Source organism: Cyanobium gracile UHCC 0281 (assembly GCF_034931305.1).
In the GTDB taxonomy this organism is placed as follows: Bacteria; Cyanobacteriota; Cyanobacteriia; order PCC-6307; family Cyanobiaceae; genus Cyanobium; species Cyanobium gracile_A.
This window is the reverse complement of sequence record NZ_JAYGHY010000038.1, coordinates 1-26,355: the sequence shown is the minus strand read 5'-3', so window position 1 is coordinate 26,355 and position 26,355 is coordinate 1. Positions and strand designations below refer to the sequence as shown.

Sequence of the window (26,355 nt, the reverse complement as noted above, 5' to 3'; positions counted from 1 at the left end):
TGACGGGGTCATCGGGAAGGAAGCGGTAGCGCATCGGAGAGGAGCGCCCTTATTGCGAACTGCTCGCAACCTAGACGCCCCACGGCCCCTTTTGCAAGCGATTCTCAATAGCAGCTGGCGATTGCGAAGCGGGCCTGCCGAAGCGGCTGCCTCCGGGCCCTCAGGTGAGCAGCAGCCGATCGAAGAACGCCTGCCAGGACAGGCCAGCCATCCCGGGACCGAACACCGCCCGTTGCTCCCGATGGTTGAGTGAAGGCTGGCCGATGCTGCGCAACAACCGATCCATTTCGCTGGGGTCGAGCCTCTCATCGCCATCGGCATCCACAGGGATGAGGTAACGCCTCAACCGCTCCTGCCCATCCCGGAGTCGGCGCAGGCGCAGCATCACCTCGAAGAATTCCGGCTTGTCCACCGCACCGTCGCCATCCAGATCCATGGCGGCCAGCACCCTGGCCAGGGCCGGCGCTGGATCGCTTCGGCCCTGCCCCATCCCTTCAGCCAGTTCCGCCAGGCTCAGCTGGCCGTCCTGGTCACTGTCGAGGCGCTCGAACAGGGCGGCCAGACGCATCAGCAACGCCGGATCTGCCGACGGGACCAGGCTGGTCCGGCCCCCTCCATCCAGGGTCCAGCCCAAGCGGGAGCGGAAGTCGTTCAGCAGCTGCCGTGTCACCAGGTAGCGCTGCAGGTGTTCCTCGGGCGTGAGGATGGCGTGCAAAGCCACTGGCACAACAGTAGGCAGCGTCCGGCGCACCACCAGCAAGGTGCCCAGGGTCGCGACGATGAACGACAGCGTCAGTCCCGGCAATCCGAAGGGCATCAGCCGCTCCAGCAGCGGGCTCAGCAGGCTGGCGACCAGCGCGGCCAGGGCCGCCACCCCCACGCAGCGCCGGGTGGGGGCGTGGAAGATGCCCGCAATGGCAATGGCACTGAGAACGCCCTCAAAGCTCCACAGACCCATAGCCACGGCGGCAGTGGCACCGCTGGCCAGGCCAGTCAGCGCACCGATCGCCCCACCCATCAGCCCCACCCCTGCCGCCACCGGGCTGGCCACGGCCGTGGCCGCCAGCACAAGCCAGCTGCTGGCCAGATCGCCACAGAAAAAGACCTGGCCGAAGCCTCGCGGCAGGGCCAGCAGAAAGGCCTGGATGACGGATTCCGCTGGCGGTGGCAGAGCAGGGCTCTGCAACTGCAGCGCCGGCAGGTCCGCCAGGGTGACCAGCATGAGCAGCCCCCATGTCACAAGGCAGAAGGGCAGCGTCAGGGGCGGCAGGCCGGTGGCGGCATGAAACCGGCGGCCTAGACCATGCACCAGAACCGCCGTGATCGCCGCTCCCCCCACGGCCAGCAAAGCCCAGAGCAGGGCGGTTCGTGGCGGCCCCAGATCGGCGTAGGCGCCGATGGCGCTGCCCACCAGGGCGCCGTTGAAGCCGTAGATGCCGTTGTGGCGGTCTGCCCATGGGGCACCGAGGGCCTTGGCCGCAAGGTTGGCCGCCACGATCCCAACGGTGGCGAACAGGGCGATCGACGGCGACTGGACCAGCAGGGCCAACAGCAGCAACACACCGCTGAGCGGATTGTTGATGAAGATCACCTGGCTCAGGCTGCGAAAGGCTCCAACCACGGTCAGAACGGCTGCTGCCTCGCCCCAGCGGCGGGTGAGCTGGCGCAGGGTGCCGCTGCAGGGCAGCAACCGGTCGTACCAACGCGCGACTGGAGCGTCCGGCTCCAGCAAGGACGACAACAGCTCGTGAACAGGGAGAGGTTCTCTGCGGCCGGTGTGGGTCATGGGCAGGGCGGTGTGGCTGCAGACCTCTGGGACGTTGATGCCGGGGGGAGCCGTGCGGTGGATCCCCCGAGAGCGCGCCGGATCGTAGGTACAAGTCGCCGTCTCCTCCACGGTGACCCTGGCTGGTGTCTTCCGCTGCCCACACCCGTGCCATCGATCGCCACGGCACGGACGGCGCCCCCCAGCCTGGGCTGATTCCTCCGCTTCAGCCCCCCATGCTCCGCATCCGCGGCGATCGGTCCAGCCTGTTGGCGGCCCTGGCGGCCCACTGGGCCGATCAGCAGCTGCAATTGCCGGCCCGCAGCCCCCTCAACCCTGCTCCTCAGCCGCGCAGTTCGGACAGAGGGCCCGCACGTTGAGCACGCACTCCAGCAATCGGAAGCCGAAGGCCCCGGCCGCCGCTTCGCCGGCGGCCAGCACAGAGCCGCTTTCGAACTCCTCGGTGCGGCCGCAACGGACACAGAGCAGGTGGTGATGGTCGCGGTGGGCGTCGCCGGCCAACTCGAAGCGGCGTCCCCCCTCCGGCAGTTCGAGCTCCTGCAGCAACCCCATCGAGCTCAGCAACCGCAGAGTGCGGTAGACGGTGGCCAGGGACACCCGCTCCTGGCTGCGCACCAGGCGCAGGTGCACTTCCTCCGCGCTCAGGTGGCTGCCCTCGCCGATCCGCTCGAACAGATCCAGCACCCGCTGGCGCTGGGGCGTCAGGCGCTGGCCCCGATCATTGAGCGTGGTTCGCAGGCTGCTGGGCTGGGCCAGACCGGTGGGGGGGGTGTTCACCACGCGATCCCAGATATTCGCAAAACTAGAACCTATTGAGAAGGGCTGCCTGATGGCGGTGTCGCCACAGGCGGCTCCCGCACCAGTCGCCGGTCCAAGGCCACCAGGGCGGCCGCCAGCAGATCGGTGAGCGTGACGATCAGGCGGTAGCTGAGGGCCACCGCCAGCAGGGGTGCCTCCGGCAGGGTCAGCCCCATGCGCAGCAGCAGCACTGCCTCGAACACCCCCAGCCCACCGGGTGCTCCGGGTACCACCAGGCCGGCGGTCCAGGCCAGGGCGAACCCCGCCAGCCAGATGGGGGCGTCGGTCCCGAGGGGCAGATCAAAGGCCCGGATGCAGCAGCAGAACGCGGCGAAGCGCAACAGCACGAAGGCCAGCTCCGCCAGCAGGGGCGCCCAGGGGTAGCCCCGCAGCCCGATGGACTGCACCAGGGGCGCCCCCTGCACCAGCTCCTGCTCGAGCTCCTCCTCCAGGCCCAGCTCCCGGGCCCGACGCCGCTCGAGCCGCGCCAGCAGGGGATCGAGCCAGCGGGGCAGCAGCAGGCCCAGAGGCAGCAGGCTCACCAGGCCCAACCCGCCCTGCCAGCCGCCCAGCGGCACCAGGGCCAGGGCCGCCACCGCCGCCACCAGGGGGTCGAGCAGCACCGCCACCAGGGCCATGCTGGTGCCCACGGGGGCCGCCAGGGGCGCGCCCTCGTGCCGCAGCCGCTGCACCCGGGAGGCCAGGTGCCAGAGGCCCCCCGGCAGGAATTTGCGCAGGTTGGTGGCCACGTGCAGTTCCACCACCTCGGCCCAGTCAGGCCGCAGCCCCAGCCAACGCAGGATCACACCCCAGGCCACGCCGTTGATCAGCAGGCTGAGCAGGCTCACCCCGACGCCCAGCAGCAGCCACAGCCAACCCTGGCCATCGAGCCGCAGCTGCACCAGCTGGCGGCCGTGGCTGAGCAGGGCCGCCATGACAAAACCGAGGCTGGCCAGGGTGATCCAGGGGCGCAGACCGCCCGGCAGGGCCAGCCAATTCGGTGGCGACGGCAGTCGGCGCCGCAGGCTCTCGAGGCTGGGAGGGGACCAGGGACTCATGGCGTTTCACTCTCAGACGCCAGGGCGCGGCGGACCTCGTCGCGCACCTCTTCGATGGAGCGACCCAGGCGCCCGGCCAGCTCCACCAGGTCGGCGTGTTCCGCCTTGGCCCGCCGGCGACCGTCGGGCAGAGAGGCCCACTTGATCCGCACCGGACCCAGGGCGGTGGCAAGGGTGGCACTGCTCCTGGGCAGGATCCAGCGGTTCTGCAGCTGCTCCCGTACTCCCAGCGTCGTTCCGTGGCGCCACCACACCTGGCGCAGCACCGGCCCCAGCTCCGGGGGCATCAGGGCGGTGAGCAGGGTGCCGGTGCGGCCCTTCTTCATCGCCACCGGCTGGCTGAACACGTCCAGGGCCCCGCCATTGCGCAGGGCCTCCGCCAGGTAGGCCAGGTCCTCGGCGCTGGCGTCGTCGATCTGGGCCTGCTGCTGCAACAGGACTTCGCTCACTTCGTCGGTTCCGCTGGCGCCATCGTCCCCCAGGGGACGGGCCAGGGTGAGGCGCAGCAGGTTGGCCCGATCCAGCTGGCGCGTGCCCAGCCCCACCCCCACCCGAAGCGGCACGGCCCCGGGGGAGGGGCCGAAACGGTCGGCCCAGCAGGCCATCAGGGCCAACCCGGTGGGGGTGGTGAGTTCGCCCGGCGGAAACCCCTCGCTGGAGGCCAGCGGCAGACCCCGCGCCCGGGCGATCTCCAGCACCGCCGGGGCCGGCAGCGGCAGGGCCCCGTGGGCGGTGGTCACGCTGCCGTGGCCGGCGGGCGGCACCGCGCAGACCAGCTGGTCCACACCCAGGTGCAGCAGGCCGGCGCAGACCCCCACGATGTCCACCAGGGCATCGATCGCCCCCACCTCATGAAAGGCGACCGCCTCGGCGGTGTGGCCGTGGACCGTCGCCTCCGCCTCCGCCAGCAGGCCGAACACCGCCAGCACCTTCTCCCGCAACCTCGGCGCCAGGGGAGCCGCCTGGATCTGCTGGCGCAACGCCCCCCAGGGGCGATGGTGCGGCTGGGCCTCCAGGGCCTCCACCTCCAGATGCAGACCCCGCAGCCCACCGCTGCGCCGCTCCTCGATCCTCAGCCGGTAGCGCCCCTCCAGACCCAGGGCCGCGAGGGGCGCTTCGATGGTGTCCTCGGGGAGGCCGAGATCCAGAAGCGCCGCCAGCAGCATGTTGCCGGCCAGGCCGGTGGGGCAATCCAGCAGGGCCAGGGTCATGGCGGCGGCCGCCGGCCGAAACGGGGCGCCGCCTGCAGCAGCCGTTCGGCCTCGGCCTCGATCTCGGCGCGGCGGTCCCGCAGGGCCTGCTCCACCTCCCGGCGCGCCCGGCGCTGTTCCATGCGGGCCGTCTCGACATCGAAACCGGAGAGGCCCCAGAGGCGGCCCAGCAGAGCCCGGTCGTCATCGCCGCCGACACTGCCGCCGTAGATCAGCGACTCGGCCACCATGCCCGCCTGCAGCACCCGGCTCCAACGCCGCAGGTCCTCAGCCGAGAGCTTCACGCTCTCAGGCAGGGCGAACTCGGTGCAGCCGCCGCTGTCGACCCCGGCCCGCAGGCAGGCCAGGCTTCCCACCAGCACCCGCTGCACCACCAGACCATCGCTGGTTGCCGCCAGGGCGTGGCCAGCTTCATGGATGGCGATGCGACGCAGGCGCCCTTGACCGCCGGGCAGGGCTTCGGCCAGCAGATGGCCGCCGCGTCCGCCGAAGCGGGCCGCATCCAGGGTGAGGGAACCCAGGCCCAGGGCCACGAACACGGTGAGCCACCAGGGGGACAGGCCGACCAGCGGGCCCGCCACGGCGCCAAGACTGACCAGCAGCACCACGACGCCAGCCGTGAGGGCACCGCTGGTCATCTCAACCGCCCTGGCGGGTCACGGCGCGGCCGTGGCCCTTGGGCTTGGCCGGGCCGCCCTTGTCACCGCCGGGCTTGCGGGCTCGGCCGCCGCGGTTGCCCCGTTCCGCCACCGGGCCAATGACCTCGAAGCGCTCGACGGCGAGCTGCTGACCCTGGCGGCGCAGGTCGAGGGAGACGAAGTGGCGCAGGTGCTCCAGGGGAATGTCGCCGCGCAGCTGGAGCTTGAACGGCACCGGACGGTTGCCGTCGGGGCGGGGCTGCTGCCGCACCTTGATGACCAGATCGCCGGTTTCGGGGCGGGTGAAGATCAGTTCGCCGCGGATGGAGAAATAGTCGTCGCCTTCGGGAAGCTGGTCCGCCTCAGGGACAGCGGTGGCGGCCTCCGTGGGAGGGGTCAGGGTGCTGGGTTCCCACACGCCCACCATCTGCAGGTGAAGCTGGTTCTCCTCCCGGGAACGGGGGTAGACGACCCACAGATGGGGTGTCGCCAGGTCGAGATGGCGACGCATGAGCGTGAGCAGACGCCCGAGCACCACGGCCTCGATCTCGGTGCCGTCATCCGTGCGGATCAGACCACGGGTGAGCTGATCGGGATCGGCAGGCACGTAGCAACCGCGCACCACTCCGATGGCCCGGTACTGCGTCGGCTCGGTGACCGGGGAAATGGGATGCTGGCGCATGGTGGATGTGAAAAACCCCGTGGCGGTGCCTGGAATGGCCCGGGTCAATGTAAGCAGCAGCGGAAGCGCGATGCCCAGGCCAGACTCGGACGCGACCTTGAGCCTTCTCCGTCAGCGGATGCCCTCCCCGAACCGAAGCCTTCCTGGCCTCTGGTCGCTGCTGGCGGTCGGCCTGGTCGGCGTGCTGGCCCTCGGGGGAGGCTGGTGGCTGGGCCAGCGTCAGTTGGCCACCCAGGCCAGCGCCGACCCGAAGCGAACGCTGCTCACCAAGGAGGCCACCCGATTACGGCTGCGGCTCGACGCCGACGAGGCGGGGCCAGCCGACCGCCAGCGACTGCTGGAGCTGCTGGTGGCCCTCGACCGCAAGGCGGAGGCGATCAGCCTGCTGGAGCCGATGGCGGACCGGGAACCCGAACGCTGGTCGCTGCGGCTGATGCTGGCCGAACTGCGGCGCGACCAGGGCGACCGCAGCGGCGCCGAGCGGGAACTGCGCCAGATCCTCAATCTGCGGCCCACCCAGGTGGAGGCCCTGCAGCTGCTCAGCCTGCTGTATCTGGAGCAGGGGCGCGGCGCCGCCGCCGAGGCCCGCGTCAAGGCGGCCTATGGCATGGCCATCAAGCCGGAGGTGCAGCCTGAGGCCCTGGGCATCGGCCTGCTCCTGGCAGAACTGCAGCTCAAGCGCAACCAGGCCGCCACCGCATCAGCCACCTACCTGCAGCTGGCCAACGTCTTTCCCCAGGACCAGCGACCGCTTCTCGGTCTGGCGATGTTGCGGCACGACCAAGGCGATGCCAAAGGTTCTCAGGAGGCCCTGGCCCAGGCACGTCTGAGAACCCCCAACCCTGACAAGCCGGACCCCAGGCTTGACAAGCTGGCGGCGAGCTGGGGGCTGGAACCGCTCAGATCCCCTTCAGTTGCCCCGAAGTCCCCGCCGGTGCAGGCTTCGGCGCCTTCGCGTCAAAGTCCTTGAGGGCCTGATCGATGGCGGAACTGGGGGGGGTGGCGTCATCCAGGGCCGTGCTGCGCTTCAGCTTGTTCAGCAGGTCGAGCGGATTGGTGCTGTCGAGGAGCGAGCCGCTGCCGGTACCTGATTTGCCGGGGCCGTAGTCGTACAGCTGGCGCTCCATCGTGCTGGTACCAAGGGTCTGCCCATAGCCAGCCTGCTGTGCCGAAGCCTCACCGGCCGACAGCACGACGAGCCCGGCAGCTGGCAGCGCGCCGATCGCCAGGGAGACGACACGGGCGGTGCGGGCGCGCAAAGAGAATGCTCGGTTCATGGCTCCTGCCGGCGGATCGAAGAATCATCAGGACCCCATGATAAGGGCCCCCAGCCGGTCCACCGGCCCGTCGCCATGGCCCTTCGGATCGCCACCTGGAACGTCAACTCGGTGCGCACCCGGCTCGATCAGGTGGGCGCCTGGCTCAGGGCCGAAGCCCCCGAGGTGCTCTGCCTGCAGGAAACCAAGGTGGCCGACGAGCTGTTTCCGCATGCCGCCTTCGAGGCCCTGGGTTACCAGGCCGTGATCAGCGGCCAGAAGGCCTACAACGGCGTGGCCATCCTCAGCCGACTGCCGATCGAGGATGTGCAGGTGGGCTTCGCCGCCTTGCTGCCAGACGATCCGGGGGCTGAGGGGCTGGGCGAACAGAAGCGGGTGATCAGTGCCTCGATCGAAGGGGTGCGGGTGCTCAATCTCTACGTGCCCAATGGATCGGCCCTGACCTCAGAGAAGTACCCCTACAAGTTGGAATGGCTGGCCTGTCTGGGGCGCTACCTGGAGGCCCAGGAGGCCGAAGGGGAACCCCTGGCCATGGTGGGGGACTTCAACATCGCCCTGGAATCCCGCGACATCCACGACCCAGAGCGCCTCAGCGGCGGAATCATGGCCAGCGATCCGGAGCGGCAGGCCCTGACGGCCGCCCTCGGCGATCGCCTGGGCGACGTGTTCCGGGTCTTCGAGCCGGAGAGCGGCCACTGGAGCTGGTGGGACTACCGCACCGGCGCCTGGGACCGGGACACCGGTTGGCGCATCGATCACATTTATCTGTCTGAAGACTTGCTGGCCTGCGCCACGGGCTGCGTGATCCACAAGCGGGTGCGGGGCAACGAGCAGCCCAGCGACCATGTGCCGGTGGTGGTGCACCTGGCCTGGCCGCCGGAGGAGGCCGCCGACGGCGACGACGACGGCTGGTGACGGCCCCCGGGGCCTCAGCCCAGGAACGCCGCCAGCTCGAGGTCCGGCCGCCGCACCAGGGCAAACAGGGTGCCGGCATTGCCCCGGCTCACCCGCAGCTCGTCATCCAGAACGGTGACATCAAGCCAGGCGGCATACCCCTGCTGCACCTCCCGAAACAGCTGCAGCCGCCGTTCTCCCAACTGGGGCCCCAGCCAGCCACCCCGCTCGAAGCACACCGACACCCGCTGGTGGGGCGGCTCGGGCTCCACGGCGATCCGGGCCTGCACCCCGATCCCCGCCAGGGGCCCGAGGGGGCCGGCCAGGCGCAGCAGGTTGAGAGCGCGGCCGCCGGCGGGATCCAGCAGCTGCAGATTCTCCAGCCAGGGCTGGACCGCCAGGTAGGGCTGGGAACTGCTGCTCCAGCGCAGCTCCCACACCCCCGCCAGCTGGGCGGCCTGGGCGGAGAGATCGGCGGGCTGCAGCTGCTCCAGCCGCTCGATCAGGGACCTGATCCGTTCGGCGGCTTCGGTGGCGGCGCCAGGGGATCCGGCCCGAAGCAGCCCGAGCAGTTCCTGCCGGCAGGCCTGAGCCGCGCCAGCACCGGTGGGGTCATCGCTGATGGCAAGGGAAGCCTCCGACACCGGCTCTCACCCGCAGCACGGGGGCGCATGAGAATCCATGGTGCCAGGCGCCGACGGCCATCGGATACCGTGTCGCCCGGCCTGATCGCCGATCCGATCCAACGGCAGACCCCGTGACGCTGACCACCGTCGATGTGACCCTGGTGGGGGCTGGGATCATGAGTGCCACCCTGGGCACCCTGCTCAAGCAGCTGCGGCCGGAGCTGCGCATCCTGCTGCTCGAAGGGCTCCCCAGGGAGGCCCAGGAAAGCTCCAGTGCCTGGAACAACGCCGGTACGGGCCATGCAGGGAACTGCGAGCTGAACTACACACCGATGGCGGCGGACGGCTCGATCAGCCTCACCAAGGCTCTCGACATCAACGAGGCCTTCGATCTTTCGCGCCAGTTCTGGACCCACCTGGTGCGGGACGGCGCCCTGGGCGCCCCGGCGGCCTTCATCCAGGGTGTCCCCCACATGAGCTTCGTGCTGGGGGAGGAGCGGCGGGCCTTCCTGCGCGAACGCCACCGGCGGATGGCCGCGCACCACTGCTACCGGGGCATGGCCTACAGCGAGGAGCCGGCCCAGGTGGCGGACTGGGCGCCCCTGCTGATGGAGGGACGGGAGCGGGCCCAGCCGATCGGCGCCACCTTCCTCGCTTCCGGCACTGATGTGAATTTCGGGGCCCTCACCAGCCAGCTTCTGGATCACCTGCGGGCCAGCCCGCCGTTTGAGACGCGATTCTCCACGGCGGTGACGGGCCTGCGGCGCAGTCAGCAGGGGGGCTGGCGGCTGGAGAGTCGCGATCAAGCCAGTGGCGAAACCCGACTGATCGATACCGGCACCGTCTTTCTCGGGGCCGGTGGCGGCGCCCTCACGCTGCTCCAGAAATCGGGGATCCCCGAAGGACGCGGCTATGGCGGCTTTCCCGTCAGCGGTCTGTGGCTGCGCTGCGGCGATCCGGCTGTGGCCAGCCGCCACCACGCCAAGGTCTACGGGATGGCGGCCGCCGGTTCGCCGCCGATGTCGGTGCCCCACCTCGACACCCGTCTTGTCGATGGCCTTCACTGGATCCTGTTCGGGCCCTACGCGGGGTTTTCCAGCAAGTTCCTCAAAAGCGGCTCCCTCTGCGACTGGCCCGGTTCCCTGCGGCCGGGCAACCTGCTGCCCCTGCTGGCGGTGGCCCGGGACAACCTGCCCCTGACCGAATACCTGATAGGACAGGTGTTCGCCAGCGCCGAGCAGCGCTTCGCGGCCCTGCGCGACTTCTACCCCAACGCCCAGCCCAGCAACTGGACACTGGCGGTGGCGGGCCAGCGGGTGCAGATCATCAAGGGCGACCCCAGCCGGGGCGGGGTGCTCCAGTTCGGCACCGAGGTGGTGCATGCGGCCGACACCTCGCTGGTGGCCGTGTTGGGGGCCTCACCGGGGGCCTCCGCGGCCGTGGCAATCAGCCTGGAAATCCTGCGCTCCTGTTTCCGGGAGAAGCTGCCCGCTGACTGGGAACGGGCCCTGAAGCGGATCCTGCCCTCCTACGGCGAATCGATCCGCCACGACGCCGACCTGTGCCGGCGAATCCGCAGCCAGAGCGCGGAGGTGCTCGGACTGCCGGCACCCGGCTAGGGCTGGCGCGGCGGCAACAGCAGGCCCGCCCGCACCCCCCACGGGGAAAGGGCGAACAGGCGCAGCATGGCCGCCAGCAGCTCCGGCACCCCCAGGGTGTTGGCCAGAAAGCCAGCCCACTGCGGACCGGGCAAGCTGAAGAAACTGGCGAAGAACTGGCGCAGTTGGACTTCGGAAAAGCCCATCAGTTTGCCTAGCCCGAACTGGTAAAGGGCGTGCTTGCTGCGCAGCTCCGGGGACCAGAGGGCTCGCCAGCCCGCCCGGGCCAGCAGCTCCGATGGCGCCTCCGGCGCCGCCATCGCCACCGCCACCGCCGCGGCCACCGCCGGCGCCCGCCGCAGCAGGGCGCCCACCATGTAACCCGAGGCCGGATGCACCATCGAGGCGGCCCCGCCGAAGCCCAGCACCGGCTGCTGCAGATCCGGCAGGGGCAGGTTCATCGGGAACAGGCAGAACTCCTCGTGCTCCACCTCCAGCACCTGCACGCCCCGGTGGGCCAAGCGCCGCTGGAGGCGTTGCTGGAGCCGCTCGAAGGGCACCGGGGGAGCCAGGGCCAGCGACGTCTCCTCGACAAAGAAACGCCCCCCGCCCAGGTCCATCGCATACAGGAAGGTGGGAGGCTCGGCCCGCTCCGCCTCACTAAGGTGGTCGCAGCGGTAGTCCATGAGCACGAACTGATCGGGCGACACCGGCGGCGCCGAGAAGCGACCGACAACCCCATAGGCCGACTGCCCCGCCACCGGGCCCCGGTCGGGCCGCCGCACCAGCAGTGGCTGATGGCCGGTGGCGTCCACCACCAGCCGCGCCTGCCACCGGCTGCCATCCGCCCCAACCACCTCACTCAGGGCGCCAACGGCCTGGCAACCCGTGGCCAGGCCCTGAAGCAGCTCCACCCCGCCGCGCCCGCAAGCCTCCAGCCAGTGCTGCTGCAGGGCTTCACGGTTGAACAGGCCGTAATCGCGGCCGTGGAGCGTGGGGCGGTTGGCTTCCTCAGAAGGGTCAGGATCCCCCGCGCCGAAGTAACTGACCGTGTCACTCCAGCGATGCTCCAGCAGGTGGCCCAGGCCAAGGGCATCCACCTCATCCCCCCAGATGCCGTAGGTGTTGGGCCAGGGGGCGCGCGGATCCTGGGGCGCCAGCAGGGCCACCTGGAGCCCTTCGGCCGCCAGGGCTGCTGCGATGCAGAGGGCGGCGGGGCCGCCTCCGAGCACCAGCACGTCCGTCGCCATCTCGCCGGTACGGTGATGACACATCCTGCATCACGGCCCCGTCAGGCCTCCGGCGTGACGTCTGGCGTGACTTCAGGAACCGCCCCATCGGCCAGCTCCTCCTCGGCCGCCGGCGGCACCAGCACCACCTCGGTGAGGCGATCGCCGGAATCCAGCTTCTGCAGCCGCACCCCGGTGGCCGCCCGGGACTGTTGGGGAATGGCATCGGCCTTCATGCGCACGATCACCCCCCGCTCGCTGACCAGCAGCAGCTCCTCGCCGGCACCGAGCACCTTGAGGCCCACCAGCACGTCACCGTCGCGGCGGAACTTGATCGCCCGCAGGCCCATGCCGGCACGCCGCTGCAGCCGGAACTGATCCACCGGCACCCGCTTGCCCAGACCGCTGGCACTGGCCACCAGCACCCAGGGCCCCTCACTGGGGGCGACCTCGTCGCCCTCCTCCTCGTCGGCGCCGAGCTCGGCGGTGCTGGCGACACGGTCCGCCAGTTCCGCCGTGAGCACATCCATGCTCACCAGCTCATCGCCGGGGCGCAGGTTCATGGCCCGCACGCCGCGGGCGGTGCGGCCCAGGGGACGCAGTTCCTCGTCGCTGAGGCGGAAGTGAATCGTCATCCCCTTCAGGGAGCCGATCAGCACGCTGTCGCCGGGCAGGGCGAGGCGCACCCAGCGCAGGGCGTCGCCGTCCTCGAGGGAGATGGCGATCAGGCCGTTGGAGCGGATGTTGCTGAAGGCCGAAAGCCTTGTGCGCTTGATGTAGCCGCCGCTGGTGAGCATCACCAGCTGCACGTCGTCGTCAAAGGCACTCACCGCCAGCAGGGAGGTGATCGCCTCCTCCCGGGGAATCGGCAGCAGCTGCACGATCGGGGTTCCCTTGGCGGAACGGCTGCAGATCGGCACCCGGTAGGCGGGAATGGAGTACACCACCCCCCGGTCGCTGAACAGGAGCAGGGCGTCGTGGTCGTTGCAGCTGATGAACAGCTTCACCGCCTCTTCGCCCTGGCTGCGGGTGCCGGCCTTGCCGCGGGTGCCGCGGCTGGTGGCCTCGAACTCGCTCACCGGCATCCGCTTGAGGTAGCCGTTCTCCGTGAGCAGCACCACTGAGCGCTCATTGGCGATCAGGTCGATGTCTTCCAGCCCACCTTCGAGATCCAGGATCTCGGTGCGGCGGGGGGAGTCGTAGCGGCTGCGCAGCACCTGCAGCTCCTCCTGAATCAGCGCCAGCACCCGCTCCTTGCGACCGAGGATGTCCTGGTAGTCAGCGATTTTGGCGACGAGGTCGTCGTGTTCAAGGCGGATCTTGTCGGCCTCCAGGGCCGTGAGGCGCCGCAGCTGCATCTGCAGGATGGCGTCCGCCTGGATCTCGCTGAGGCCATGGCGCTCCTGCAGCTGGGCCCGGGCCGTGGCGGTGTCGGGGGCGGCGCGGATCAGGGCGATGATCGGATCGAGCTGGTCGAGGGCCAGCAGCAGGCCCTGCAGGATGTGGTCGCGCTCCTCGGCCTTGCGCAGGAAATACCGGGTGCGCCGCTCGATCGTGCCGATGCGGAACTCGAGGAACACCCGCAGCATGCGGCCGAGGGTGAGCAGCACCGGCTCCCCCTTCACCAGGGCCAGCATGTAGGCACTGAAGTTGTTCTGCAGCGGCGTGAGCTTGAACAGGTTGTTCAGCACCACCTGGGGGTAGGCGTCTCGGCGCAGTTCGATCACGATGCGCATGCCGTCGCGATCACTCTCGTCGCGGATGTCGGAGATGCCCTCGAGCTTCTTGTCGTTGACCAGCTCGGCGATGCGCTCGATCAGGGAGGCCTTGTTGGTCTGGTAGGGGAGCTCGGTGATGATCACCGCGTCCCGGTCGGGGCGGCCCTTGGCTTCCACCGTTTCGATGGAGGCCACGCCGCGCATGGTGATCGAGCCGCGTCCGGTGGTGTAAGTCTCGCGGATGCCGCGGCGGCCGAGGATCTGGCCGCCGGTGGGGAAGTCGGGGCCGGGGATGATCGCCATCAGGGCCCTGTCCTCGATCTCCGGGTCGTCGATCAGGGCCAGCAGGCCGTCGATCAACTCGGTGAGGTTGTGGGGGGGGATGTTGGTGGCCATCCCCACGGCGATGCCGGAGGAACCGTTGAGCAGGAGATGCGGCACCCTTGCCGGCATCACCGTGGGCTCCTGCTGGGAGCCGTCGAAGTTGTCGATGTAATCGACGGTTTCGGCTTCGATGTCCTCCAGCAGGCTGTCGGTGGTCAGGGCCTGCAGGCGCGATTCGGTGTACCGCATGGCGGCCGGTGGGTCGTTGTCGACCGATCCGAAGTTGCCGTGCCCATCGATCAGGGGCATGCGCATGGAGAAGTCCTGGGCCATGCGCACCAGAGCGTCGTAGACGGCCGTGTCGCCGTGGGGGTGGTACTTACCGAGCACCTCCCCCACGACCCGGGCGCATTTCCGATAGGGCCGGTCGCTGGTGAGACCGAGCTCGTACATGGCATACAGGATGCGCCGGTGCACCGGCTTGAGGCCATCGCGGGCATCGGGCAGGGCCCGGCCCACGATCACGCTCATCGCATACTCCAGATAGGAGCGCGACATCTCGTTGCGTAGGTCGGTCTGGATGATCCGTCCGTCGGATTCACCGGGTCCGGTTGGATCCGCCATGCAAGACCGTATGGGGCACAGCCCACTCTATCGATGACCCTGCCGGCCCGTCGTGAATCGGACCTGCGCGAGCGACAGCGCAAGGGGGTGCTGAGGGTGAGGGCCGCCGCCGACTTCCGCGCACTGGTGGCCGAAGTCGGGTTGGCGGAGGCCTACGACAGCACCGACGTGGTGGTGGCCGCCAATGCCGAGTTCACCGACCAGGGCTCGCTTCACCTCAACATCGGCCCCTGCGATCCACCGATCCGCTTCCGGGAGGCCCAGCTCGACGCTCTCGCGGCCCAGAGCGGCGGCGGCGGCGGCGACCTGGTGCTGCCCATCGGTGGCGGCCTCGGGGAGAACCAGCGGCAGGGGGGAGCCCAGCTGCTCGACCGGCTGCTCAAGGGCGGCTCCCTGACCCTCACCGCCACCGGGGAGGTCACCGCCCTGCAGCCGCGGCGGGATCTGCAGGCCCAGCTCGACCTGGAGCGGATCGGTTCCGGCCGGCTGCTGCTGCATCGGGCCATCAGCGAAAACGGCGTGGTGGCCGTGAGCAGCGCCGAAGGGGTGCTGCGCAGCCCCTGGGGGCCCGTGCTGGGGCCGTTCGGCAACGCGCTCTATGGCTGCGCAGGCGCCGGCAGCATCGGCCTGACCATGCCGGGGTTGGCGCTGCTGGGGCCGGGCTCACCGGTGTTGGTGGCGGGGGCGATCGGCTGGGTGGTGGGCAGCGGCAGCGGCCACCAGCCGGGGGTGCGTCGCTCCACCGGCGGCCACGCCCTCAGCCCGGGGGCGGTGGCGGCGGTGAGTGTGGATCTGCATGGCCTGCGGCCCGAATGGCTGCGGCCCTGCTTCTTCGAGGGCCACGGGGCCGGCCTGCTGGTGGGCCTGGCGGCCCCGGTCCCCCTGATCAACGACGAGGTGGCCCGCCAGGCCGCCTGCGGCGACGGGGAGCTGGAGGCGCCCGTGCTGGATATGGCCATTCCGCGGCGCCTGCGGCCCCGCTTCGGCTCCGTCAGCTACGCCCAGCTCAAATCCGGCCTGATCCAGGTGGAGGGGCGCCGCATCACCGCCGCTCCGGCCCACAGTCCACGGCTGGCCGAAGCCGTCGCTGCGGAGCTGATCGCCTGGCTCCAGGACGGTCGCTTTCCACTGCACCTGCCGGTCCGGCCGCTCTCGCAGCGGGGCGGCCTGATCCCCCTGGACAGCTGAAGTCACGAGCCTCCCTGGGAGAGGTTCCGGAAAACAGCCGTAAGCTCCGCCGTGAGCTAACGGCGCCAGAGCAATGGCCGAGACCCCCTTCAGCCCCGATTCCCCCTTCACCCCAGAGCCTCCCTCCAGCCCCGAGGCTCAGGACAACGGACCGTCATCCCAGCCATGGCCGACGGAGCCGGCTGAGGTGACGGCGGAACCCGTAAGCCCAGAGCAAGAACCCGTAAGCCCAGAGCCGGAACCGATCCTGGCCGGGCCGGATCCCGAGGACGACGCCCCAGAGCCGGCGCAGCCGGAGCCCGGCATCGTGGCCACTTTTGAGGTGCCACCCCTGGAGGGCTCCCCTGATCCAGCCGCAGACGGTGGCGGTGAGTTTGAGCTGCTGCTGCAGAAGATCAGGGAGTGGCTCGGCAGCGGCGAGCTCCAGGCCCAGTGGCAGCGGTTCCGGGGCCCCCTCAAGGGTCTGGCGATCCTCATCGGCGTCGTCCTGCTGCTGCGGATCTACGCGTCCCTGATCAGCACCCTGGACAGCCTGCCCGTGGTGGGCGGCCTGCTGGAGCTGGTGGGCCTGATCGCCGCGGTCCGTTTCACCCTCACAAAGATGGTGCGCAAGAGCGACCGGGAGCAGGTCTTTGCCGACTGGAGCCGCCGCTGGAACGATTTCCGGGGCAGGGAGTGATGTCCCTCCCTTGATCGGGCCGGGTCCATCGCGGCCCGGTTGATAGTTTGTGCCCACTGTGTCCGTCCAACGGTGAACATTCAGCTCGGTCGCTCCAGGACCGTCCGCCGCGCCTATGGCATTGACGAAATCGCCCTGGTTCCGGGCGGCCGCACCGTCGATCCGGACGTGACCGACAGCCGTTGGAGCCTGGGGGGCATCCAGCGGGAGATTCCCATCATCGCCAGCGCCATGGACGGGGTAGTGGATGTGGGGATGTGCATCGAACTCAGCCGGCTGGGGGCCCTGGGGGTGCTGAACCTGGAGGGCGTTCAGTGCCGCTACGACGATCCCGAACCGATCCTGGACCGCATCGCCTCGGTGGGCCGCGACGAGTTCGTGGGTCTGATGCAGGACCTGTACAGCCAGCCGGTTCGCGAAGACCTGGTGCGTCAGCGAATCGCTGAGATCAAAGCAGGGGGCGGCATTGCGGCGGTGAGCGCCACCCCGGCGGCGGCCCTGCGCTTCGGCGCGGCCGTGGCCGAATCGGGCGCCGACCTGTTCTTCGTGCAGGCCACGGTGGTCTCCACCGAACACATCGGCCCCGAAGGTCGCCAGACCCTCGACCTGGCCGCCCTCTGCCGCGACCTGGGCGTACCCGTGGTGATCGGCAACTGCGTCACCTACGACGTCACCCTTCAGCTGATGCGGGCTGGCGCCGCCGGCGTGATGGTGGGCATCGGCCCCGGCGCCGCCTGCACCTCCCGGGGCGTGCTCGGCGTCGGCATTCCCCAGGCGACGGCCGTGGCTGACTGCGCCGCCGCCCGGGACGACTACGAACGTGAAAGCGGCCGCTACGTGCCGGTGGTGGCCGATGGCGGCATCGTCACCGGCGGGGACATCTGCAAATGCCTGGCCTGCGGCGCCGATGCGGTGATGATCGGCTCCCCGATCGCCCGGGCCGCCGAAGCGCCTGGCCGCGGCTTCCACTGGGGCATGGCCACCCCCAGCCCGGTGCTGCCCCGTGGCACCCGCATCAAGGTGGGCACCACCGGCAGCCTCGAGAAGATCCTGCGGGGTCCGGCGGGCCTTGATGACGGCACCCAGAACCTGCTGGGCTGCATCCGTACCTCCATGGGCACCCTGGGGGCACGCACCCTCAAGGAGATGCGGCAGGTCGAGGTGGTGGTGGCCCCGTCCTTGCTGACCGAAGGCAAGGTCTACCAGAAGGCCCAGCAGCTTGGCATGGGCAAGTAGCACAGCGAGATCCGGCCCCGAGCCAGCCGCGTCGTCGCAGCGCTGGACAACACTGCCTCAAGGCGAGATGGAGGCTAACCTCTTGATGTGGGGGCTCCGGCTCGCACACTCCTCACACCCCCCGGCCCGGCGTGTCCGGGCTTTTTGTCTTTCCCACCCGTTCCATCCCCAGCCCCCCCATGCCTGGGGCTGCCTGTTCCGCTACGGCCTGCAACGCTGACTCCATCGCAAGGGAGAGCGGCCGAACCTGGTTGCTAGATTCATTTCATCCCGAGTCTGCCAGGAATGTCCAGCGCCGCTGCCGTCACCGACGCCTCCTTCGAGCAAGACGTGCTCAAGAGTGATGTGCCCGTGCTGGTTGATTTCTGGGCCCCTTGGTGTGGCCCCTGCCGCATGGTGGCGCCGATCGTCGATGAGATCGCCAAGGAATACGAAGGCAAGATCCGCGTCTACAAGCTCAACACCGACGAAAACCCCAACGTCGCCAGCCAGTACGGCATCCGCAGCATTCCTACCCTGATGCTGTTCAAGGGCGGCCAGAAGGTTGACACCGTTGTCGGTGCCGTCCCCAAGAACACCCTGTCCGGCACCATCTCCAAATACCTCTGATTCCGTTCCGCTGACGCCGCCCCTCTCCCCGAACCCAGTGCCGGCGGCGGGCAGAAGCCCCCTTCAGGCCCTCGCCGACGAGCTCCACGGCCACCCCCAGCGCCGCCAGATTGAGCGGGCGGTGGTGTCCCTGCTGCAGGTGGCCCGGCAGGAGAAGGAGGAGCAGGAATGGCGGCTGATCGCGGGCTGCCTGGCTGACATCAGCGAGGCCCTGGAGGTTTTCCGTCCGCGCCGCGGCGCCCGCAAGATCAGCGTGTTCGGCTCGGCCCGCACCCGCCGGAGCGATCCCTGCTACCTCCTGGCCGAGGCGGTGGCCCGGCAGGCGGTGCAGGCTGGTTTCGAGGTGATGACCGGTGCGGGGGCCGGCGTCATGGAAGGCGCCAACAGCGGTGCCGGGTGTGAGCACAGCATCGGCCTCAACGTGGATCTGCCGTTCGAGCAGCATCCCAACCCCTACGTGAGTGCCTGCCACGACCGCCTGCTCTACTTCCGCTACTTCTTCACCCGCAAGCTGTTCTTCCTGATGGAGAGCGATGCCCTGGTGGTGATGCCGGGGGGATTCGGCACCCTCGATGAACTGTTCGAGTGCCTCACCCTCATCCAGACGGGCCGGACGTCGCCGATCCCGCTGGTGCTGCTCTGCCCGCCGGGCGACGAGTTCTGGAAGGTCTGGAAGCGGAATGTGCACCACGAACTCGCCAGCCGCGAGCTGATTTCACCGGAGGATGTGGATCTGATGGTGGAAGCTTCGAGCGCCGAGGAGGCGGTGGCCAAGATCTGCCGCTTCTACCGGGTGTTCCACAGCGCCCAGCTGGGGCAGGACCGCATCGAACTGCTGCTCAACGCAGAAGTGCCGCGCGCCCTGTTGCCGGAGCTGAACCGCAGCTTCGCCGATCTGCTGGACCAGGGCGCCATCCAGAGCGGCGAGGGGGTCGACGACAACGGCCTGCTCAGGCCCTGCCTGCAACTGCGCTTCGACAAACGCCGCGTCGGCCGTCTCTACCAGTTCATCGACCACCTCAACGGCCTCGACCTGCCCGCCTCATCGGCCCTGGAGCATCCGGCCGAGCGGGTCCCCACCGGCAGCCAGCCATGAGCCGCATCGGCCTGATCGACTACGGCATGGGCAACCTTCACTCGGTCCAGCGCAGCTTCGCTAGGCTCGGGGCCGAGCTGGTCAGCGTGCACGGCCCGGCGGACCTGGAGCCCTGCGACGCCCTGGTGCTGCCGGGGGTGGGGGCCTTCGATCCGGCCATGGAACGGCTGCGGTCGGCGGGGCTGGTGCAGGCCCTGCGCCACTCCTGCGCCAGCGGGCGTCCGCTGCTGGGGATCTGCCTGGGCCTGCAACTGCTGTTCGAGGCCAGTGAGGAGGGCCGATCCGAGGGTCTGGGTGTCCTGGCCGGCAAGGTGAAGACCCTGCCGCGGGTGGCGGGCCACCCCCTGCCCCACATGGGCTGGGCTCCCCTGATTCCGGCCACGGCCAGCCCACTGCTGCCGCCCGCCACGCCAGAGGCCTGGGTCTACTTCGTGCACTCCTTCGCCGCCGTGCCGGCCTTGCCGGAAGCCACCACGGCCCAGGTGGACTACGCCGGCACCCTGGTGACGGCGGCGGTCTGGCACGGCACCATCGCCGCCTGCCAGTTTCACCCGGAGAAGTCCGGACCGGTGGGGGAAGCGATGCTGCGCCGCTGGCTCGACTGGGTGGCGTCCCCGTGACCCTGCGGGTGAGCGGGGGGCGCCGGCTGCAAAGCCCCCCGGGCAGCACCGCCCGGCCCACCGCCGCCCGGGTGCGGCTGGCGGTGATGAACCTGCTGGCCGCCGAAGTTCCCGGCAGCCGCTGGCTGGATCTGTGCTGCGGCAGCGGCGTGATGGCCTGTGAGGCCCTGCAGCGAGGGGCTGCGCAGGTGGTGGCGGTGGAGCGGGATCGCCGCATCGCGGCTGTGGCCAGGGGCAACCTGGAGGCGACCCTCGGCGGTCGGACGGCCTTGGAAGGCTCAGAGGCTCAACGGGTGGACGTGGTGCAGTCGGACGTGTTGCGCTGGCTGGCGACAAGGCCGAGCGCAACCCCGCCCATCCGCTTCGATCTGATCTACGCGGATCCTCCCTACGCGGCTGGGCTGCACGGACCGATCGCCGCCGCGATTGGCGCGGGACGCTGGCTGGAGCCGGGCGGCACCCTGGTGTGGGAATGCGCCTCGAACGGGGTTCCGCCGGACCCGCCGGGTTGGCAACGGCGGGACTGCCGCCGCTATGGCGGCACTACACTGGTGTTGCTTCAAGAGCGGCCTGACCAAGGCAAACCCTCCCACTTGGAGGGGTCCATCCCCTGACCACCAGCCACGGCGTCCCGTCCAGGCTCAAAGCCCAGGATCAGCCCCCGAGGGCACTGCCCCGGCGGTACTGATTCCAGGCCGCCACGAACAGCCCAACCAAGGTGACGGGGATCAGTCCAAGCACGATGCCGCAGAGAAGGGGTTCGATCATGGAGAGGCGGAAGCGTCAGTCGATGCACAATTCTTCCACGACTCCCCCCGGCCACGCGAGACCCACCGCAGCACTGTGATCAGCCCGTCCACCACCCCCCAACCCGCCGTGACGCCCGCCACCGTCAGCGAGGCCAACCAGCCCCCCGCCCAGCGCCGCAGCCTCGTGGCGGCCCTGACGACCCTGGCCGCGGTGGCTTGCATCCTGCTGGTGGTGGTGGTGTTGCCGGCGGCCCGCAGCGATCCCTACACCCGCCAGACCCTGGCTCTCACCGGTTCGGCCACCGACGGCGGTCGCCTGTTCCGACTCAACTGCGCCGGCTGCCATGGCCTGGCGGCCCAGGGGCTGGTGGGCCCCAACCTGCACGGCGTCGATCGACGCAAGAACGATCGCCAGCTGATCCAGCAGGTGGTGAGCGGCCGCACCCCACCGATGCCGAGCTTCCAGCCGGAACCCCAGGCGATGGCTGATCTGCTGGCCTTTCTGCACGGGCTGCCTTGAGCCCCAAGCTGGTCCTGGTCGAACCGGCCGGCCCCCTCAACGTGGGCAGCGTGGCCCGGCTCTGCCGCAGCTATGGCATCGAGGAGCTGCGGCTCGTGGCCCCCCGTTGTGATCCCCTCGGCGATGAGGCCCGGCTGATGGCCGTCAAGGGATTGCCCCTGCTGCAGCGGGCGCGCCTGTTTCCCACCCTGGCCGCCGCCCTGGCCGACTGCGGTCGGGTGGTGGCCACCAGTGGCCGTCCTGAGGGGGAGCCCCTGCCCCTGGAGGATCCCGATGACGCCCTGGCCTGGCTGCTGGCCGGCGATCCGGTGCTGCCGTCGGCCCTGGTGTTCGGCCGGGAAGACCGGGGCCTGAGCAACGACGAGCTGCTGCAGGCCGGCCGGCTGCTGCAGGTCCCGACCCCCACGCCCCACGGCTCCCTCAACCTCTCCCATGCGGTGGCCGTGGTGCTGCACGACCTGCACCGGCTGGACCGGCAGGCACCGGCACCGGCCGTGGCCGCCGCCAGCCAGGCCCCCTGCCCCCGGGGGGTGCTCGAAGCCATGCTCAGCGACGCCGAGGAGCTGCTGCTGGAGGTCGGGTTCCTGCTGCCCCACACCGCCCATGCCCGGATGGCCAAACTGCGGGCCCTGCTGCAGCGCGGCCAGGTCAGTGCCCCGGAGGTGGCCCTGCTGCGGGGCCTGGTGTGCCAGTTGCGCTGGGCGAGCCGTCGCCCTTTCCCTTCGTCCCAGGACCACTAGCGTCGAGCCATCGCCCTAAAGCCCTGATTCCGTGAGTGCAGGCCGTCCATCCCGTCCCCCCGGCAACCCCTGGCTTCGCCCTGTGGGCCTGGTGCTGCGGCTGATCGTGCTGGGGGTGGGTCTGGGCGTGATCGTGGGCACCGCCCTCAAGCTGCTGGAGCCACGCCTCGTCAAGGGGGCGATCGGTACGCCCGCACCGGGCACAACGCCGATGGTGAAGAAGCCCGGCACCGGGGCGATGGCCCTCGGACGGTTCGAGCCGCGCCAGGAGCTCGTCGGCCTCAGCCAGCAGTGGACGCGGCTGGCCGCCGCCCAGAAGGATCTGACCGCCAGCGGCTTCCTGCTGGTGCTCGACGACGGTCGCTTCGCCCAGATGCAGCCGGATCTGGCTCTGCCGGCGGCCAGTGCCATCAAGGTGCCGATCCTGCTGGCCAGCCTGGAGGACCTTGATGGCGGCAAGCTGCGCTGGAACGAGCCCATGCCGCTCACCAAGGAGGTGGTGGGGGGTGGGGCCGGCTGGATGGCCAACAAGCCGCTGGGCACCCGTTTCCCCTTCTTCGAGGCCGCTACGGAGATGATCCGGGTGAGCGACAACACCGCCACCAACCTGCTGATCCGCCGCCTGGGCGGCAAGACCACCCTCAACAGCCGCTTTCGCGGCCTCGGCCTGCCCGCCACGGTGGTGAACAACTGGCTGCCGGATCTCGACGGCACCAACACCACCAGCTCCCGCGACCTGGCCCGCTCCATCGCCCTGGTCGACACCGGCGACAAGCTCACCCCCCGGGCCCGGGATCTGTTCCGGGAAATCATGGCCACGTCCCGCACCAACACCCTGATCCCCCTCGGCCTGCTGTTGGGGATGGGCAAAGACTCCTCCGATCCCGACAGCGAGCTGCTGCCCAAGGGCATCACCGTCTACAACAAGACCGGCGACATCGGCATCGCCTATGCCGACGCTGCCCTGATCCAGCTGCCCGATGGCCAGCGCGCCGTGGCGGCCTTCATGGTGAAGGGCCCGTTCAACGATCCCCGCTCCGCCGAGCTGATCCGGGCGATGGCCGGCGCCGTCGCCAAAACCCTCGTCAAAGGTCAATGAGAGCGATCATCCCCGCCCTGTTGCTGCCGTGGCTGGCCGCTGTGGGCAGCCCCCTGCTGGCCCAGCCGCAGCCGTCTGCAGCTCCGAAGCCCGCCCCCGCCCCGCCCGTGCTTCGCCCGCGCACGGTGGCACCGCTGCCCGGCCGGCTGGACGCGGTGCCGATGCTGAACGACAACAACCCCGAGGTGATCAAGGGGCCCGGCATCCTGCTCTCCACCTTCGATGGCCAAAGGGGCTACGCCGGCCGGCCCCTGGGTGAGCCCTCGGCGCACCTGAACGCAGCCGTCAGCGGCCCCTTCGAACTGTTCAGTCACCACATCTACGCCGGCACTCCCGACAGCCTCGACTCCACCCTCTGGCTGGCGGTGGTGGCGGCCCCGCGGGGCCAAGCCCCGGTGAAGCTGCGAACCGTGGCGGGCTCCACCGCCCTGTCCCAGTCGGTGAATCCCGACCAACCCTCGGCCCCCTTCCTGCCCCTGCCAGCCCTGATGGAGCAAGGCAGCACGCCGATCTGGGCCGGCCCCGGCAGTCGGGTGGCCACCGAGCTGCTGGCACGGCAGCGCAGTCCCCTGGTACCGGAGGGCTGGACCCTGCCGCCGGGACAGCTGAGCACGCTGATGGTGCTGCCGCTGCCCGTGCGCGGCCTCGACCCCTTGCTCAACGGCCTCAACCTGCAGCTTCGCCTCAACAGCGACGGACCGGTGGATGTGGCCACCCTGGCGGCCTTCGGCCCGGTCGACCGACCGCCGGATCCCGCCGTCTGGCAACGGCTGCTGCAGGGCGGCCTCAGCCCGAAGGAACACAGCCCCAGCCCCAGGGGGGCCAGCGGCCCGATGATCTATTCCCGGGTCAGCGGGGTGCAGGTGGGCAGCGCCTGGCAGGGGCGGATCACCGATCCCGGCCGCCCGACCCTGTCGGTGAGCCGGGCGCCGATCTCCTGGCCGATCAGTTCCCTGGAGCGGGGCACCCTCGGCACCGGCCAGGTGCAGACGGCCCCCCTGCGCTCCTTCTATCCCGGCACCGCCTGGGCCGCCCACGGCAACTACGGCGTCACCTACGACCTCAGCCTGCCGCTGCGCAACGACACAGGCCAACCGACGCGGCTCGCCCTGGCGCTGGAATCCCCGATCAAGACCGACCAGCCCCTGGGCGGCCTGCGCTTCAACACCACGCCGGCGCGGGCGGTGATGTTCCGGGGCACCGTGGAGGTCAGCGGCCTCGACAACGCCGCCGGCGGCCCCGGCGGACGGCGGCGCTTCCACCTCGTGCTGCGGGCCGGTCAGGAGGGGCCCACCCTGGGCACCGTCAGCCTGCGTCCGGGCCAGGAACGGCAACTGCGGGTGCGGCTGATCTATCCGGCCGACGCCACACCACCCCAGGTGCTGTCGCTGATCCCCGTGCCCCTGGCGGTGGCCCCAGGGGCGGCTGTGAAACAATCCGTGGCTCCGCCCGCAACCAGCCCGTGACGCCAACCAGGAAGCGCAGGGTCTTCCCCTTCACCGCCATCGTCGGGCAGGAGGAGATGAAGCTGGCGCTGCTGCTCAACGTGATCGACCCCCGCATCGGCGGGGTGATGATCATGGGCGACCGGGGCACGGGCAAATCCACCACCATCCGGGCCCTGGCCGACCTGCTGCCAGCCATCGACGTGGTGGCAGGGGATCCCTACAACAGCTCACCCAGCGACCCCGACCTGCAGAGCAGCGAGGTGCGCCAGAGGGCCGAACGGGGCGAGTCGCTGCCCATCGAGGCCCGCCAGGTGCCGATGGTCGACCTGCCATTGGGAGCCACCGAGGACCGCCTCTGCGGCACGATCGACATCGAGAAGGCCCTCAGCGAGGGCGTGCGCGCCTTTGAGCCGGGACTGCTGGCCAAGGCCAACCGCGGCCTGCTCTACGTCGACGAGGTGAACCTGCTCGACGACCACCTGGTCGACGTGTTGCTGGATTCGGCCGCCTCGGGCTGGAACACGGTGGAACGGGAAGGGGTGTCGGTGCGGCACCCGGCCCGTTTCGTGCTGATCGGCTCCGGCAACCCGGAGGAAGGGGAGCTGCGCCCCCAGCTGCTGGATCGCTTCGGCATGAGCGTGGAGGTGCGCACGGTGCGCGATCCCGAGCTGCGGGTGCAGGTGGTGGATCAGCGCACCGGCTTCGATGCCGACCCCGACAGCTTCAGCGACCGGCTGCAGAGCACCCAGGAGGCGCTGCAGGCCCGAGTGGTGGAGGCCCAGGAGCGGCTGCCCCAGGTCCAGATCGACAACGATCTGCGCGTTCGCATTTCGGCGGTCTGCGGCGAACTGGACGTGGACGGGCTTCGCGGTGACATCGTCACCAACCGGGCGGCCCGGGCCCTGGCGGCCTTCGAGGGCCACCTGGAGGTCAGCGACGACGACGTGGCCCGTGTGGTGGCCTGCTGCCTGCGCCACCGGCTGCGCAAGGACCCCCTTGAGCAGATCGATTCCGGCGATCGGGTGGTGAAGATGTTCTGCAAGGTGTTCGATCACGCCGGAGGCGACCCCGCCGCCTTCCAACTGGCCCTGGCGGGGTGATGAGGATCGCGGTGTGAGGATCCTTGGCATCGATCCCGGCCTCGCCCGCGTCGGCTACGGGGTGATCGATGTGGAGGGTCGCTCTGCCGGCGGCGACGGCCACCAGCGCCTGCTCGACTGCGGCATGATCCGCACCGAACCCGGCCGCAGCGACGGGGACCGCATGGTGGAGATCGCCCGCGATCTACGGGTGATCGTGCGCCAGTGGCGGCCCCAGCTGGCGGCGGTGGAGAAGTTTTTCTTCTACCGCTCCAGCACCACGATCGCCGTGGTCCAGGCCCGGGGGGTGGTGATGATGACCCTGGCCCGCTTCGCCATCCCGGTGGTGGAGTACCCACCGATGCAGATCAAGCTGGCGCTGGCGGGTTCGGGCCACGCCGAGAAGGATGAGGTGCTGGCGGCGGTGATGCGGGAGCTGGATCTGGAGCACCCCCCCCGCCCCGACGATGCCGCCGATGCCCTGGCGGTCGCGTTGACCGGTTGGTTCCAGCGGTGAGGTCGCCCGCCGGCGAGGGACCCTCCAAGGAGGAGCTGCGTCGCCTGTTCCGCCGGCGGCGGCGGGAGTGCCTCGCCACCGCCGGCCCGGGGATCCTGGCGACGGCGCAGCGGCACCTGGCCGGCCTGCGGGGTGGCCGTGGGGGGGATCTCGGGCTCTACTGGCCCCTGGGCAGCGAACCCGACCTGCGCCCCCTGGCCCAGGCCTGGGGCGGCCGGCTGGCCCTGCCGGCGGTGACGGGCGGTGCGCTTGTGTATCGGGCCTGGGTACCGGGCGATCCCCTGGCCGACGACGCCTGCGGCATCCCCGCAC

General features: G+C 70.1%; 27 protein-coding genes and 1 pseudogene. 17 read left to right on the top strand and 11 right to left on the bottom strand.

From position 1 onward, the window contains the following. Window positions 1-160: 160 nt before the first annotated feature. The 6 genes from VB739_RS11305 to VB739_RS11280 all read right to left on the bottom strand — a co-directional run bounded on the left by VB739_RS11305 (window position 161) and on the right by VB739_RS11280 (window position 6,173). Window positions 161-1,786 (bottom strand): urea transporter, encoded by a 1,626-nt coding sequence (locus VB739_RS11305; protein WP_323357160.1) that lies wholly within the window; start codon window positions 1,784-1,786, stop codon window positions 161-163. A gap of 309 nt (window positions 1,787-2,095) precedes the next feature. Next, complete coding sequence (locus VB739_RS11300) at window positions 2,096-2,563, bottom strand: Fur family transcriptional regulator (protein WP_416233326.1); 468 nt, start codon at window positions 2,561-2,563, stop codon at window positions 2,096-2,098. A gap of 32 nt (window positions 2,564-2,595) precedes the next feature. Further along, entirely contained in the window at window positions 2,596-3,642 is a 1,047-nt protein-coding gene (locus VB739_RS11295; RefSeq protein ID WP_323357158.1) for a lysylphosphatidylglycerol synthase domain-containing protein, read from the bottom strand. Beyond that, window positions 3,639-4,853, bottom strand: coding sequence for a LarC family nickel insertion protein (locus tag VB739_RS11290; protein WP_323357157.1), 1,215 nt, complete (start codon window positions 4,851-4,853; stop codon window positions 3,639-3,641). Before VB739_RS11290 ends, VB739_RS11295 begins: the two co-directional genes overlap by 4 nt. Further along, a complete protein-coding gene (locus tag VB739_RS11285) occupies window positions 4,850-5,491 on the bottom strand; it encodes a hypothetical protein (protein WP_323357156.1) in 642 nt (213 codons plus the stop codon). The genes VB739_RS11290 and VB739_RS11285 overlap by 4 nt, the downstream gene beginning before the upstream one ends. A 1-nt stretch (window position 5,492) precedes the next feature. Next, window positions 5,493-6,173: a hypothetical protein gene (locus VB739_RS11280; RefSeq protein ID WP_323357155.1), complete on the bottom strand. Its 681-nt coding sequence runs from the start codon at window positions 6,171-6,173 to the stop codon at window positions 5,493-5,495. 97 nt (window positions 6,174-6,270) lie between these two features. On the opposite strand from VB739_RS11280, the gene VB739_RS11275 reads away from it, so the two are divergent. After that, window positions 6,271-7,143: a tetratricopeptide repeat protein gene (locus tag VB739_RS11275; RefSeq protein ID WP_323357154.1), complete on the top strand. Its 873-nt coding sequence runs from the start codon at window positions 6,271-6,273 to the stop codon at window positions 7,141-7,143. On the opposite strand, the gene VB739_RS11270 is transcribed toward VB739_RS11275, so the two are convergent. Next, window positions 7,073-7,450 carry a hypothetical protein gene (locus VB739_RS11270; RefSeq protein ID WP_323357153.1) on the bottom strand — a complete coding sequence of 126 codons (378 nt, stop codon included), beginning with the start codon at window positions 7,448-7,450 and terminating at the stop codon, window positions 7,073-7,075. The two genes, VB739_RS11275 and VB739_RS11270, sit on opposite strands and share 71 nt — an antisense overlap. A gap of 75 nt (window positions 7,451-7,525) precedes the next feature. Here VB739_RS11270 and xth point away from each other — a divergent pair, with 75 nt between their 5' ends. After that, a complete protein-coding gene (gene xth / locus VB739_RS11265; RefSeq protein ID WP_323357152.1) occupies window positions 7,526-8,365 on the top strand; it encodes an exodeoxyribonuclease III in 840 nt (279 codons plus the stop codon). 14 nt (window positions 8,366-8,379) lie between these two features. On the opposite strand, the gene VB739_RS11260 is transcribed toward xth, so the two are convergent. Further along, complete coding sequence (locus VB739_RS11260; RefSeq protein ID WP_323357151.1) at window positions 8,380-8,988, bottom strand: PAP/fibrillin family protein; 609 nt, start codon at window positions 8,986-8,988, stop codon at window positions 8,380-8,382. Between the two features lie 113 nt (window positions 8,989-9,101). Here VB739_RS11260 and mqo point away from each other — a divergent pair, with 113 nt between their 5' ends. Next, window positions 9,102-10,589, top strand: a complete 1,488-nt coding sequence (mqo, locus tag VB739_RS11255) for a malate dehydrogenase (quinone) (protein ID WP_323357150.1) — start codon at window positions 9,102-9,104, stop codon at window positions 10,587-10,589. Here the strand turns inward: mqo and crtL are convergent. Continuing rightward, window positions 10,586-11,818 carry a lycopene beta cyclase gene (gene crtL, locus VB739_RS11250; RefSeq protein WP_323357149.1) on the bottom strand — a complete coding sequence of 411 codons (1,233 nt, stop codon included), beginning with the start codon at window positions 11,816-11,818 and terminating at the stop codon, window positions 10,586-10,588. The genes mqo and crtL overlap by 4 nt on opposite strands. Before the next feature lie 41 nt (window positions 11,819-11,859). Continuing rightward, window positions 11,860-14,463, bottom strand: a complete 2,604-nt coding sequence (gene gyrA, locus VB739_RS11245) for a DNA gyrase subunit A (protein WP_323357148.1) — start codon at window positions 14,461-14,463, stop codon at window positions 11,860-11,862. 33 nt (window positions 14,464-14,496) lie between these two features. Between gyrA and VB739_RS11240 the strand changes: the two genes are divergently transcribed. The 7 genes from VB739_RS11240 to rsmD all read left to right on the top strand — a co-directional run bounded on the left by VB739_RS11240 (window position 14,497) and on the right by rsmD (window position 20,505). Next, entirely contained in the window at window positions 14,497-15,651 is a 1,155-nt protein-coding gene (locus tag VB739_RS11240; protein ID WP_323357147.1) for a homocysteine biosynthesis protein, read from the top strand. Window positions 15,652-15,958: 307 nt separating this feature from the next. Continuing rightward, window positions 15,959-16,330 (top strand): CAAD domain-containing protein, encoded by a 372-nt coding sequence (locus VB739_RS11235; protein WP_323357146.1) that lies wholly within the window; start codon window positions 15,959-15,961, stop codon window positions 16,328-16,330. 72 nt (window positions 16,331-16,402) lie between these two features. Next, window positions 16,403-17,566 (top strand): GuaB3 family IMP dehydrogenase-related protein, encoded by a 1,164-nt coding sequence (locus VB739_RS11230; protein WP_323357145.1) that lies wholly within the window; start codon window positions 16,403-16,405, stop codon window positions 17,564-17,566. Window positions 17,567-17,851: 285 nt separating this feature from the next. After that, window positions 17,852-18,175, top strand: a complete 324-nt coding sequence (gene trxA / locus VB739_RS11225; RefSeq protein WP_015110798.1) for a thioredoxin — start codon at window positions 17,852-17,854, stop codon at window positions 18,173-18,175. 37 nt (window positions 18,176-18,212) lie between these two features. Beyond that, window positions 18,213-19,271, top strand: a complete 1,059-nt coding sequence (locus tag VB739_RS11220; RefSeq protein ID WP_323357144.1) for an LOG family protein — start codon at window positions 18,213-18,215, stop codon at window positions 19,269-19,271. After that, window positions 19,268-19,891: an imidazole glycerol phosphate synthase subunit HisH gene (gene hisH, locus VB739_RS11215; RefSeq protein WP_323357143.1), complete on the top strand. Its 624-nt coding sequence runs from the start codon at window positions 19,268-19,270 to the stop codon at window positions 19,889-19,891. The genes VB739_RS11220 and hisH overlap by 4 nt, the downstream gene beginning before the upstream one ends. Beyond that, window positions 19,888-20,505, top strand: coding sequence for a 16S rRNA (guanine(966)-N(2))-methyltransferase RsmD (gene rsmD / locus VB739_RS11210; protein WP_323357142.1), 618 nt, complete (start codon window positions 19,888-19,890; stop codon window positions 20,503-20,505). The genes hisH and rsmD overlap by 4 nt, the downstream gene beginning before the upstream one ends. A gap of 40 nt (window positions 20,506-20,545) precedes the next feature. On the opposite strand, the gene petG is transcribed toward rsmD, so the two are convergent. Then, the gene (gene petG / locus VB739_RS11205) at window positions 20,546-20,659 is read right to left on the bottom strand and encodes a cytochrome b6-f complex subunit V (protein WP_015110794.1); all 114 of its coding nucleotides are present in this window, start codon (window positions 20,657-20,659) and stop codon (window positions 20,546-20,548) included. Window positions 20,660-20,767: 108 nt separating this feature from the next. Between petG and VB739_RS11200 the strand changes: the two genes are divergently transcribed. The 7 genes and pseudogenes from VB739_RS11200 to VB739_RS11170 all read left to right on the top strand — a co-directional run. Then, window positions 20,768-21,160 (top strand): cytochrome c, encoded by a 393-nt coding sequence (locus VB739_RS11200; RefSeq protein ID WP_323357141.1) that lies wholly within the window; start codon window positions 20,768-20,770, stop codon window positions 21,158-21,160. Next, window positions 21,157-21,900: an RNA methyltransferase gene (locus VB739_RS11195; RefSeq protein WP_323357140.1), complete on the top strand. Its 744-nt coding sequence runs from the start codon at window positions 21,157-21,159 to the stop codon at window positions 21,898-21,900. Before VB739_RS11200 ends, VB739_RS11195 begins: the two co-directional genes overlap by 4 nt. 31 nt (window positions 21,901-21,931) lie before the next feature. Further along, the gene (locus VB739_RS11190; protein WP_323357139.1) at window positions 21,932-22,999 is read left to right on the top strand and encodes a serine hydrolase; all 1,068 of its coding nucleotides are present in this window, start codon (window positions 21,932-21,934) and stop codon (window positions 22,997-22,999) included. Then, on the top strand, window positions 22,996-24,465 hold the full coding sequence (locus VB739_RS11185) for a DUF3370 domain-containing protein (protein ID WP_323357138.1): 1,470 nt from the start codon (window positions 22,996-22,998) through the stop codon (window positions 24,463-24,465). Before VB739_RS11190 ends, VB739_RS11185 begins: the two co-directional genes overlap by 4 nt. Continuing rightward, complete coding sequence (gene bchI, locus VB739_RS11180; protein WP_323357137.1) at window positions 24,462-25,547, top strand: magnesium chelatase ATPase subunit I; 1,086 nt, start codon at window positions 24,462-24,464, stop codon at window positions 25,545-25,547. The genes VB739_RS11185 and bchI overlap by 4 nt, the downstream gene beginning before the upstream one ends. A gap of 13 nt (window positions 25,548-25,560) precedes the next feature. Then, window positions 25,561-26,043: a crossover junction endodeoxyribonuclease RuvC gene (ruvC, locus tag VB739_RS11175; protein WP_323357136.1), complete on the top strand. Its 483-nt coding sequence runs from the start codon at window positions 25,561-25,563 to the stop codon at window positions 26,041-26,043. Continuing rightward, window positions 26,040-26,355 (top strand): annotated as a pseudogene (locus VB739_RS11170) (5-formyltetrahydrofolate cyclo-ligase); the annotation flags it as partial. The gene ruvC and the pseudogene VB739_RS11170, both read left to right, overlap by 4 nt.